Below are 13,170 nucleotides of genomic sequence, written 5' to 3' on the forward strand. Positions count from 1 at the left end.
TAACATAACTAACTATTAACTAAAACACTTAATTCAAAATTTCATGAAAGACTATTACACCTAACCGATGATTTTACGAAATCAACAGGTATGTCTGGCCCCTGACAGCATACCAAAATTGTCTAATTTTTAACTTCCCTGAGGAGGTTAAATCAATCACAAAAATTGATCAGTATGAAATTTCTATCGCGCCTTAATGGTGCTGTGCACAAACATGCCCCAGCCAAACTGCTTGGCTTCGTAAAAGTAACTTCGGGATTAATGTTAGCTTTTAATCTCAGTGCTGTTGCCGGAGTTTATTCACAGAATAAAATCTCCTTAAAAATGAGGTCTGCCGAATTTGTAGACGTGCTTGCCCAAATCGAGTCAAAAACAGATTATAAATTTATGTTCAGCAACAGGAAAATTCCTGCCGGAAAGAACATTAATATCGATGTGAAAGATAAAGATTTGTCTGAAGTACTCGATGAAACATTAAAAAATACAGGTTATACGTATAACCTGCTGGCCGACCACCTGGTGGTTATTGTTGCCAAAGGCGAGAAAGTAGCTGATATCGTGGTGAAAGGTAAAGTAACCGATGAAACAGGTTTAGCTGTGATCGGAGCTTCTGTGAAAGTAAAAGGTACAAACAGAGGCGCTACCACAGATGCAAATGGGATGTTCTCCATTACAGTTCCGGATAATGCAGTCTTAGTGGTATCTTATATCAGCTATGTTACGCAGGAAGTGAATGTGAACGGACAGACGACCATCAATATCGGTTTGAAACCCAATACCAACGACCTGAAAGAGGTGGTGGTGACTGCTCTTGGTATTACGAAAGACCAGAAGACTTTAGGGTATTCGGTGACTAAAGTTGGTGGTGAAACCATGAGCCAGGCAAGAGAATCCAATGTGGCCAATTCATTGAGTGGCCGCGTTGCAGGTTTGAGTGTTGGTGGTACAACTGGTGGTCCTGGTGCTTCCGCCAGATTGAATATTCGTGGGGCAACGTCCTTTACTGGCAGCACATCGCCCCTGATTGTTATTGATGGGGTGCCAATTGACAATACACAAAGAGGAACAGGTGCCGGACAGTATGGTGGTTCTGACGGTGGTGATGGTTTCAGTAACATTAACCCGGATGATGTAGAAAGCATGACTGTGCTGAAAGGATCTACAGCTTCTGCACTATATGGGGCTAGGGCTGCGAACGGGGTGATCAATATTACGACTAAAACCGGTAAAAAGGGGAAAGCTAAAATTGAGTATAGCGTCAATTTACAGTTCGATAAAGCAGTGGACAATTCCGATTACCAGTATGAATATGGCCAGGGACGCGAAGGTATAAGACCCGGAAACAGAAATGCAGCGATTACTTATGGCCTGTATTCCTGGGGGGAGAAAATGGATGGTGTGCCCACCATTGCAGCGGATGGGAATTTATATCCTTATTCAGCCGTAACTGATAATGTAAGTACATTTTACAGGACTGCCCCGAGTTTAACAAACAGTGTTTCAGTTTCTGGAGGTGGGGATAAGGGCACTTACCGTTTGTCTGCCGCAAATCTGGATGCCAAATCAGTATTGCCTAACAGTGGTTTGGTAAGAAAAACATTCAATTTCAGTACCAACCAGGAGCTTACAGAAAAACTATCTGTGAATCTGGTGGCTAATTATATAGATCAGAATGACAAGAACAAGGCTTATCTGAGTGATTCTCCTCTGAATGCAAATTATGCGCTGCAATTTTTACCAACCAGTACCAATGTAACGATGTTATCTCCGGGATATGACTTATCAACAGGTAGCGAGATGAGTTGGAATGACAATATTTTTGTCACCAATCCTTATTTTGTTACCAGTCAACTGGTCAATAATAATGCACGTAAGCGTTTTATAGCTGCAATTACAGCGAAATATGCTTTTACGAAATCCCTGTCCTTACAGACCCGTTTAGGTTATGACATGACGAACGACCGTTCACTTTCAGTGACGCCTTATGGAACAGCTTATTCGAATTCCGGATCAGGTGCACTGAATGGATTTTCGCAATCCCAACGAATTGAAATGAATACGGACGCTTTGCTGAATTTCAATAAAGATGTGACCAGCGATTTTAATGTGAATGCAAGTGTGGGTGCCAACTATCGTAAAGCTACCTATGAGATCAATGGTACCAGTGGAAATATTTTCATTATACCTTATTTGTATACACCTTCCAATGTGAAGAATAAGGTCCCGATTTACGATTATTCAATTATTGAGACACCTTCGGTCTACTATACAGCCGACTTCAGCTATAAAGGCTTACTTACCCTGAGTACTACAGGCCGTTATGACCAATTCTCTACGCTTCCTACAGATAAGAACAGCATTTTTACCCCTTCTGTATCTACCAGTTTCATATTTTCACAACTGAACAATCTTGGAGGAGCTTTAAGTTTCGGTAAGTTAAGGGCCTCTTATGCAAAGACCAGCGGTGAACCTGCAGAAGCTTATTTAACGCAGCAATATTATACCATTGGGAATGATGTGAATGATCTGCCAACAGGTACTTTTACAAATATTCTTCCGAATGCAAACCTGGAACCTTTTTCCTTAACAGAATTCGAGGTAGGTACCGAGTTGAAGTTTTTAAACAACAGAGTGGGTATTGACGCTTCATTCTTTACCCGTAAGACGGAAGGTGAGGTGGTCAAGGCTTCTACGTCTACAGCGAGTGGTTTTGAGTCGAGGTATGTGAATCTGGGATCAACCAAAAATACCGGTATTGAAATCATGCTTTCTGGCACACCGGTTAAAACCGATGATTTTAGCTGGAATTCCAGTTTCAATTTTACCAATGTTAAAACAGAGGTTCTGGATATTGATAATGACAGTGATGCGCCATTAAATACAGGTACTTACAGGCCAGGAGATGCATACATCGGTGTCGTTAAGGGGTATGGCGTTGCGCAGATCATGGCCTATGATTATAAATATGATGCAAATGGTAATGTGGTGATTGGTAGTAACGGAATTCCCCTTCGTGGAGACCTGAAACCCCAGGGATCTGGATTACCTAAAATTTATGGTGGATGGAACAATGATTTCCAATACAAGAACTGGAATCTCGGATTCCTGATCGATTACCGGTTTGGCAACAAGATCTTATCAGCTACTGAATTTTATTCTTATAGGTATGGCTTGAATAAGGCGACCCTTCCAGGAAGGGAAGGCGGTATTGTTGCTGAAGGAGTGATGGCAGATGGAACCGTAAATACGATTAATGTAGATGCAGAGACCTATTATACCGGATTGATGTCGAATGTAAATAAATTGGCAGTACTGGATGGTAGTTTTATCAAATTCCGTCAGGCTACACTGGGCTATACCTTGCAGTCAAAAAATCTGGGCAGATTACCTTTTTCGTCGATCAGTATAAATCTTGTTGCCCGTAACCTTTTTACCCTGATGAAACGTACGGATAACATTGATCCGGAGAATACATTCTCCTCACAAGTAGCACTGGCAGGTGTAGAGGGCGGTTCTCTTCCTTTCACCAGGACTTACGGATTCAACGTTAACTTTAAATTTAAATAGAACAGCCATGAAAAAGATATTCATATACTTCGCCTTTTCGGCAGTCGTACTTTCCTCGTGTTCTAAAGAACACTTAGGGGAGACAAATATAGATCCTACAGCAGGTACGATTGCAGATACGGATCCGAATTTCCTGCTTACTTCCGGGCAATTGGGATATGCCAATACCGGATATACACAATTGTTGTACCCCTCTACTATGATGCAGGGATTAGCCAGTACCTTTTCTTATTACGGTAACGGAGATAAATATATAAACACTGACGGTACCATCGGCTATCATGCAAGGACCTGGAATGAGGGCTATACCGCACTGAGCAGGTTGAATCAGGCACTGATCATTGCCAAAGCACAGGATTCAGTGAAATTTCATAATGTGATACAGATTGTGAAGATTAACCAGGTTTTCTTATTTCAAAGAATTACAGATACTTATGGAGATGTGCCGTTTTCTCAGGCCTTAATGGCTGAATCTGGCCTTGTCAGACCTGTATATGATAAACAGCAGGCGATTTATACAGCAATGCTCAACCAGTTGGAAACTGCCATTCTTGCCTTAAATCCCACAGGCGTTACAGCTACCGGTGATGTATACTATAAAGGGAATGTAGACAAATGGAAAAAAGCAGGTTATTCCCTGATGTTGAGGTTAGCCATGCGACTGACTAAGGTTGATGCTGCCACTGCAAAAACATGGACTGAAAAAGCGTATGCCGGAGGATTGATGGCAAGCAATGATGATAATGCAGTTTTCATCCCTGATGGAGGTGCTGATGATACCAGGAATGCCAGCTTTGGTGCATTAACTGTTGGTGATGACTTTAAACAAGTGAGGTGGAGCAAAACAATGATCAACTTCCTTAAGGCAACCAGTGATCCACGATTAAGTGCAATTGCTGAAATTTCTGAACCAGGGCTTGTGAATAATGGCAATACTACATTGGTAGGAGATAATACAGCCAGCAGACAGGTTGGATTGCCAAATGGGTATGACCTGGGATCGGGTGCTACAAATATCGAAAATGAACCCAATTATCCGGGTGCAACAGGTACTGGTAATAATTCCGCTCCCTTAGGTGGTTACTCCAGGCCAAGGGTTGCTGTATATATTCAGGCGAGTGCACCTATCGTTACCCTTTCCTATGCGGAGACAGAGTTCCTGCTGGCCGAAGCTGCATTTAGGGGATGGACTGTAGGCGGTACTGCGGCTGAACATTATACAAAAGCATTAACGGCTTCACTGAGTGGACTGTCACAATTGTCTACCGCCGCAACCATCAGTTCTTCCACTGTGGAAACCTATGTGGCTGCGCACCCTCTAATTGCTGGTCAGGAATTAAAAATGATCAATGAGCAATACTGGGCAAATGAAAATGCGACATTTAGTTTTATTGAAAGCTGGGCAAACTGGAAAAGATCAGGTTATCCTGTGCTGACTCCAGTGGTGTATACAGGCAATGTGACCAATGGTGTGATTCCGAGAAGGATGATTTATCCTTCCACAGAGGCTACATCAAATGGTACGAATTATCTTTCCGCTGTTTCCTCTCTGACCGGTGGCGATTTGCTGACCTCCAGGGTATGGTGGGATGCCACTAACTAATCTCATTTGCTTTCCTATCGCATCCGCGATAGGAAAGCTTTTTTTGCCCCTTGCCATAGCTTTCAATATCTGTATACCAATAATTTTACCCAATAACTTATTTATCATCGTCTGAAAAAACTTAGCTTAGAATGTTGAAATTTATGCGCCTGTTCAATTAAAAGCTAACGCATAACCTATACATCCATAAAAAAATCAACACACAAGATGAAACGAACCAATTGGATAATTGTATTGATTATACTCTTATCAGTAAAAGTAAAAGCGCAAAATGGAGTGCACCAGCAGTCGTCGCTCTATGAATGGCCTGCAGAAAAAGAAGTCAGGGCAAAACTGGATAAATGGGAAGACCAGAAGTTCGGGATGCTGATCCACTGGGGATTGTATGCAGTGCCCGGAATTATTGAATCATGGCAGATCTGCTCGGAAAACTGGATCGAAAGAGACAGTACCATTGCTTATGAAGACTATAAAAAATGGTACTTCGGTTTGCAAAAAGACTTTAACCCCCTGAAGTTTAATCCTGAAGCATGGGCAAAAGCAGGAAAAGATGCAGGAATGAAGTATATGATCTTTACGACCAAACACCATGATGGATTTTCCATGTTTGATACCAAGGAGACCGATTTCAGCATTGCACACGGGCCTTTTGCCAGTCATCCTAAAAAGGACGTGGCAAAGTATGTCTTTGATGCTTTCCGTAAGGAAGGATTTATGATCGGAGCCTATTTCTCTAAACCAGACTGGCATTCACAATACTTCTGGTGGTCAAAATATGCTACGCCGGACCGCAATACCAATTACGACATCAGGAAATACCCCTGGAGATGGAATAAATTTAAACAGTTTGCCTTTAACCAGATCAATGAGCTGATGACAAATTATGGCTCAATTGATATTCTATGGCTTGACGGCGGATGGGTACGCCCGTTATCTACTGTAAATGATGAAGTCAGGGGCTGGGGTGCCGCCATTCCTGAATGGGACCAACAGATTGATATGCCTAAAATTGCTGCGATGGCACGAAAGGCACAACCTGGACTGCTGATGGTAGACCGTACGGTACATGGCCCATATGAAAATTATCAGACTCCGGAACAAAAGATCCCTGAAAAACAACTGGACCATCCATGGGAAAGCTGCCTGACTTTAGGTACTTCATGGGGGTATGTCAACAATGAGGTCTATAAACCTTCTTCAGAAGTGATCCGCTCCCTGGCAGAGGTCGTGGCAAAAGGCGGAAGTCTGCTGCTGGGTGTGGGGCCTTCACCTGATGGTACTTTACCGGCGGTTGCCGTTTCCCGTATGGAAGAGATCGGCAGCTGGATGAAAATGAATGGAAAGGCTATTTACAGTACAAGGATTACTGCCGATTACCATGATGGAAATACCTGGTTTACACAAAGTAAAGATGGGAAAATGAAAAATGCAGTATATTGTTTCCCTAAAGAGGAGTCGCCTGCCGCAAGTATTGAGTGGAAAGGTAATGTTCCCGCAAAAGGAAGCAAAATGACACTGTTGAATATCAATAAATCAGTAAAATGGGAAGTGAAGGACAATGTAGTGAAAGTACACCTTCCTGCTGCCCTGAAAAATAATCCGACAGTTTTTGGTGCATTGGCATTTACTTATCCTGCAAAATAAAAAGACTATGCTTAAATTTAATCAAGCCCGTTTCCACACTGCTGTTAAACGCTTATGTGTGTGCAGCACATTGATCGCTGCAATGGGAACCCAGGTTTTTGCACAAACAAAACCTGCAGTGCAACTTACCAAATATGTAGACCCTTTTATTGGGACTGGTGGTCATGGTCACGTCTTTATGGGCGCGGATGTTCCTTATGGCGCCGTTCAGTTAGGGCCAACAAACCTGTCTACCGGCTGGGACTGGTGTTCAGGTTATCACTATAGTGATTCTACCATCACAGGTTTTGCCCATACCCGGTTAAGTGGTACCGGTATTGGTGACCTTGGCGATATTTCAGTAATGCCGGTAACGGGTTCTGTTGTTCTACTAAAAGGTTTTAGCAATAATCCTGGAGTAGGCTATTATTCTCTTTTCTCCCACAAGGAAGAAACCGCTAAACCCGGATATTACAGTGTACGCTTAAAAAAATATGATATTAAAGCCGAATTAACGGCAAGTAAAAGAGTCGGATTCCATCAGTATACCTTTCCCAAAGGAGAGCAACCCAAGATCCTTATCGACCTGAAGCCAGGCACCGGATGGGATAGTCCTGTGGAAACGTATATCCGCCAGGAAAATGATACGACAGTATCCGGTTACCGTTACTCGAAAGGCTGGGCAGCAGATCAACGGATCTATTTCACCGCCGTATTTTCAAAACGCATCAAAAAATTCTCGGTGTCTGACAGTACGGCTACCAAACCCGGCCTGGAGCTAAAAGCACTTGGGGTGATCGGTATGGCAGAATTTGATGCCAATGAGCATGGCCCTATTCAACTTAAGGTCGCTATTTCTCCGGTGAGCATCGAAAATGCGAAACTGAATATGAAAGCCGAGATTCCGGGATGGAATTTTGCTGCACAGGTTGCAAAAGCTGATGCTGCCTGGAACAAGGAACTGAGCAGGATTGTCATCAAAAGTGATGACCCGGATCAGATGAAGATTTTTTATACTTCCCTGTACCATACCATGATTGCGCCTTCAGTGTTCAATGATGTGAATGGCGATTACCTCGGCACGGATAAAAAGGTGTACAAAAATGCGGGTTTCACCAATTATACTACCTTTTCCCTCTGGGATACCTACAGGGCTGCTCAACCCCTGCTTACCCTGATCAACAGTGAGAAGGCTGGTGATGTGGTGAATACTTTTCTGGCAATCTATAAGCAGCAGGGAAGATTACCTGTTTGGCACCTGATGGGAAATGAAACAGATTGCATGGTCGGAAATCCTGGAATGATTGCTCTGGCAGATGCTTACCTGAAAGGGATAAAAGGGTTTGATAAAGACCTTGCCTATGAGGCGCTGAAAGCAACGGGAATGAGGGACGAAAGAGGACTTCATCTGCTGAAGAAATATGGATACATCCCGGCAGACAGTACCGTGGAATCTGTTGCGATGGGAATGGAATATGCTATTGCCGACTGGGGTGTGGCACAAATTGCAAAGAACCGAGGCAATAAGGAAGATTATGCCTACTGGAGTAAGCGAGGTGCCGCTTATAAGGAATATTTTGATAAGGAAACCCGTTTCATGAGAGGCCGTTTCGCCAATAATACCTGGAGAACACCTTTTAACCCTTTCCATGCGATTCACCGTCAGGATGATTATACTGAAGGTACGGGTTGGCAGTATTTATGGCTGGTACCACATGATGTGGAAGGTCTGATCGGTTTACTGGGAGGGGAGAAACCTTTTACGGCAAAACTGGACTCCCTGTTTACCGCTACGGGGAGTATGGGAGCAGAGTCATCACCCGATATCAGTGGATTGATTGGTCAGTATGCCCATGGAAATGAACCGAGTCACCATGTGACTTATATGTACCCATTTGTTGGGCAGCCTTATAAAACGGCCGACAAGGTGAGGGAGATTATGTCGACCCTTTACACGACTAAAGTGGATGGGTTAAGTGGTAATGAGGATGTGGGACAAATGTCTGCCTGGTATATCTTTTCTGCCCTTGGGTTTTACCCGGAGAATCCCTCCAACGGAATGTATGTTTTTGGCAGTCCTGTAGTGAATGAAGCTACGCTGAAAGTTGGTTACGGTAAAACGTTCAGCCTTTCTGTGAAGAACAACAGTAAAACCAATAAGTATATCCAAAGTATTAGCCTGAATGGGAAAGCCTATACCAAATCTTATATCCTGCACAGTGAGCTGGTTAAAGGAGGGAAGATGGTGATACAAATGGGTGCCAGGCCTTCGGCTACCTGGGGAGTGAAAAAGGCAGACCGCCCTTATTCTGTGACACAATAATTCATTTTAAGATAGATACATAACAATGTTTACAATGACAAAATTTCAATACATCAAGAGACTTTGTATTTTGATGCTCCTGCTGATTGCAGGAGGGCAGGTGTCAGCTCAGGATCAGTATGAACTGAATGCAGGCTGGGTATGTATGCCGGTTACCCAGGTAAAGGCGCAGGGCACAGAGATCTCTGCTGCTTCCTTTTCCCTGGCTAACTGGAAAAAGGCAGTAGTGCCTGGAACGGTATTGACAACGATGCTGGTGAATAAGGAAGTTCCCGATCCCTATTTTGGAATGAACAATGAACTGATTCCTGATATTTATAAAACAGGAAGGGATGAGTATACCTACTGGTTTGTTAAGGATTTTAAGGAGCTGCAGCCAGATGCCGATGGGCAGGTATGGCTGAAGTTCAGGGGAATTAATTACAGCGTGGAAGTGTTCCTGAATGGTAAAAAGGTGAATGATACGCCTTTTAAAGGGATGTACCTGCGTAAGTCGTTTAATGTTACAAAGCTGCTGGCGAAAGATGGCAATAACCGTCTGGCAGTGATTGTTTATCCGCCGGATGTGGTAGGTAATCCGAACGGGGGACAAGGTGGCGATGGTACGATTGCCAAAGGGGTAGCTTTGCAGTATACTGCCGGCTGGGACTGGATCCGCCCTATCCGGGATAGAAATACCGGTATATGGGATAAAGTACAGATTGTTCGCACAGGTAAAGTAAGTATGGACAATCCCCATGTGGTGACATTGGTTGCCGGAAAAAGAAAACCGGAGGGCCCGCAGGAACCAGCAATTATTAAGGTGTCTGCCGAACTGAAAAATACAAGCGCCAAAGAAGTTGCTGGTGACCTGGTGTATACCATCGCCGGTCAGAAGATTGTGCAAAAGGTTTTGCTGAAAGCGAACAGTACCTCAGAAGTTAAATTCCCCGATTTTGTGTTGAAGAACCCGAAATTATGGTGGCCTGCAGGTTATGGAAAACAGGATATGTATGCCTTGCAGCTCAGCTTCCTGGAAAAAGGAAATAAGCTGTGTGATAGCCAGACGGTGAATGTGGGGGTACGGGAGATACAAACAGCCTGGAATTCCACAACCAGCAGTAAGGAAGTGGCCGTGAACGGACAGAAAATTTTTATTAAAGGCGGGAACTGGATTATCTCAGATGCCATGCTTCGTTTTTCTAAGGAAAGATATGATACGGAGGTGAGGTACCACCGTGACATGAACCTGAACCTGATCAGGATCTGGGGCGGCGCACTGATTGAACGTCCGGAGTTTTATGAAGCATGTGATAAATATGGGATGCTGGTGTTCCAGGATTTCTGGATGTCGGGCGACTGTAACGGGCGCTGGGTAGATCCGATGAAACTGGAAGATCAGTGGACACGCAGAAAATATCCGGATGATCACCACCTGTTCCTGCAATCGGCAGCAGATATGATTAAGATGGTAAGGAACCATGCTTCACTGGCGATCTGGTGCGGCGGTAATGAGATTACCCCTCCCGATGATATCCTGATTCCTTTAAGGGATTCGATCCTTCCTGCACTGGATGGTACCCGCTGGTTTATCGATTATTCGAATTCAGACGATATGTCGAGGAATACCTTAGGTGGAAATGGTGATGGTCCTTATACCATCCAGAATGTCGCTACCTTCTGGGAAACCCGGACTTACCCCTTTAATTCTGAAGTGGGATCTGTGGGTGTAGGTGATATGGAATCACTGGAACGTTTCCTTCCGAAGGCAAGTTTAATTGCTCCACAATACATTGCCCCAGAGAAAAGAGGAGAAAAGGGGCCATCGGAGAAGGTGGATTCGGTGTGGGATTACCACAATTACCTCGGCGTAGGATATGAACAGCATATTTTACCTTACGGCAAACCAAAAAGTATTCAGGATTTTGCCAAAAAAGCACAGGTGGTAAATTATGACCAGTACCGTGGCCTGATGGAAGGTTTTAGTTCACATATGTGGGACTGGTATACCGGGGTGATTATCTGGAAAACACAAAATCCGTGGACGTCGATGCGCGGACAGATGTATGATTATTACCTTGATCCCAATGCCTGCCTGTTTGGCCTGCGCTCTGGTAGTGAAATGCTGCATTCCATGTATAATCCTGTAGATGGTACGGTTATGCTGGTGAACAATGGTTTTGAGAGTAAACAGAATGTGATGCTGGTGGCAAAGGCCTATGATATGGCCGGTAAAGAAACCATGCTTACCCAGGTGTTCTGTTTTATGGATCCCTCAAGCAACAAGAAGATCCTGTCGCTTAAGAAAAAAATGGATGAGCTGTCGGCCGAAAAAGGATCATTCCTTTCCCTGCAGTTGCTGGATGTGAATAAAAAAGTATTAAGTGATAACCTGTATTGGCTGGCTGACAGCAAAGGCATGTATTCCGGATTAAATGAACTGAAGTCTACCCCATTGAAGGTAAGTGCAAAACAATTGAAGGACGGAAAGGTGGAAGTGATACTGACTAATCCTGCAAACAGTCCCGTAAGTTTCTTTAACCGCATTGCTCTGGTAGACGCAGAAACTAAAAAAAGAATATTGCCTGTGTTTTACGATGATAACTATTTTTCTATCCTTCCGGGCGCGGAAAAGAAGGTCATTGTGGAGTACACTGCGGATAAAAAAACAATGCCTGCAATTACTTTAACCGATTATGCCGGCGGGGAACAAACCATTTCTGTTAATCCATAAAAATTACCATATTTAAAATTCGAATGAGTGATGCAACCAACTAAACTATACATACATATATGACTACAACAGAAAAGAAAGGCGCAGGGATAAACCCGATCGTAATTATCGGCGCGCTGTTTTTTATTTTTGGATTTGTGACCTGGCTCAACTCCGTCTTGATTCCTTATCTTAAACTGGCTTGTGAGCTGAATAATTTTGAGTCATACCTCGTAGCTTTTGCATTTTATATCAGTTACCTCGTGATGGCAATTCCTTCCTCATGGGTTTTGAAAGCTACCGGATTTAAAAAGGGCATGGCAATGGGCTTAGTGGTGATGGGTGTAGGTGCCCTGATCTTTATTCCTGCTGCACTGACCCGTACGTATGGCTTGTTTTTACTGGGATTGTTTGTTCAGGGGACAGGACTTGCCTTATTGCAAACGGCTTCCAATCCTTATATTACCATACTGGGACCACCGGAAAGTGCTGCGAAAAGGATCAGCATCATGGGAATCTGTAATAAAATTGCAGGTGCGATTGCCCCGATTGTTTTAGGTGCCATTGCACTTAAAGATGTGGATGGTTTCCACCATAAAATCAATGCCATGACTCCGGTGGAGAAAGCGGCAGAACTGAGTGCTTTGGCGGAAAGGGTAATTTTACCTTACGTGGTGATCATTATTGTATTGGTAATTCTGGCGGTGCTGATTTATTACTCTTCTTTACCGGAGATTGATACAGATCAGGAAGATGAAACGGTGAGTGCCGCTACAGCAGGAAAAACAAGCGTTTTCCAGTTCCCTCACCTGGTGATGGGCGTGATTACCGTGTTTTTATATGTAGGTGTGGAAGTGATGGCTGGAGATACGGTCATCAGTTATGGTGCCTATCAGGGGATCCCACTTTCTACAGCGAAGTATTTTACGACTTTCACCCTTCTGGGAATGATCTTGGGTTACCTGATCGGTATCCTCTGTATTCCCAAATATTTTACGCAGGAAAATGCAATGAAATGGTTCGCTGTACTCGGCGTAATCCTTTCCATAGCTGCGATTTTTACGACAGGTTATGTGTCTGTATTGTTTATTGCCTTACTTGGTTTCGCCAATTCATTGGTATGGCCTGCAATTTGGCCACTGGCACTTGCAGGACTTGGACGATTTACCAAAATAGCTTCTTCACTGATGATTATGGGGATTGCCGGTGGTGCAATTATTCCATTGTGTTACGGTGCCCTTGCGGATGTGCTGAACGCACAGCAGGCATACTGGATTATGGTTCCTTGTTACCTCTTTATCCTCTACTATGGCGCTGCCGGATACAAGGTAGGAAAAGCTAAGATCACTAAATAAAATACCA

General features: G+C 43.7%; 6 protein-coding genes. All 6 read left to right on the plus strand.

Translation table 11 applies throughout. The features are described 5' to 3' along the window. The first annotated feature begins 174 nt into the window (after positions 1-174). The 6 genes from ACSBL2_RS07520 to ACSBL2_RS07545 all read left to right on the plus strand — a co-directional run bounded on the left by ACSBL2_RS07520 (position 175) and on the right by ACSBL2_RS07545 (position 13,163). Positions 175-3,567 carry a SusC/RagA family TonB-linked outer membrane protein gene (locus tag ACSBL2_RS07520; RefSeq protein ID WP_442591063.1) on the plus strand — a complete coding sequence of 1,131 codons (3,393 nt, stop codon included), beginning with the start codon at positions 175-177 and terminating at the stop codon, positions 3,565-3,567. A 7-nt stretch (positions 3,568-3,574) separates the two neighbouring features. Beyond that, on the plus strand, positions 3,575-5,170 hold the full coding sequence (locus ACSBL2_RS07525; protein ID WP_442591064.1) for a SusD/RagB family nutrient-binding outer membrane lipoprotein: 1,596 nt from the start codon (positions 3,575-3,577) through the stop codon (positions 5,168-5,170). A gap of 207 nt (positions 5,171-5,377) precedes the next feature. Continuing rightward, positions 5,378-6,814, plus strand: coding sequence for an alpha-L-fucosidase (locus tag ACSBL2_RS07530; RefSeq protein WP_442591065.1), 1,437 nt, complete (start codon positions 5,378-5,380; stop codon positions 6,812-6,814). A 7-nt stretch (positions 6,815-6,821) separates the two neighbouring features. After that, on the plus strand, positions 6,822-9,116 hold the full coding sequence (locus ACSBL2_RS07535) for a GH92 family glycosyl hydrolase (protein WP_442591066.1): 2,295 nt from the start codon (positions 6,822-6,824) through the stop codon (positions 9,114-9,116). Between the two features lie 34 nt (positions 9,117-9,150). Continuing rightward, the gene (locus ACSBL2_RS07540; RefSeq protein WP_442591067.1) at positions 9,151-11,829 is read left to right on the plus strand and encodes a glycoside hydrolase family 2 protein; all 2,679 of its coding nucleotides are present in this window, start codon (positions 9,151-9,153) and stop codon (positions 11,827-11,829) included. 59 nt (positions 11,830-11,888) lie between these two features. After that, positions 11,889-13,163, plus strand: a complete 1,275-nt coding sequence (locus tag ACSBL2_RS07545) for a sugar MFS transporter (RefSeq protein ID WP_442591068.1) — start codon at positions 11,889-11,891, stop codon at positions 13,161-13,163. The last annotated feature ends 7 nt before the right edge of the window (positions 13,164-13,170 follow it).

Source organism: Pedobacter sp. AW31-3R (genome assembly GCF_052180285.1).
Lineage (GTDB): Bacteria > Bacteroidota > Bacteroidia > Sphingobacteriales > Sphingobacteriaceae > Pedobacter.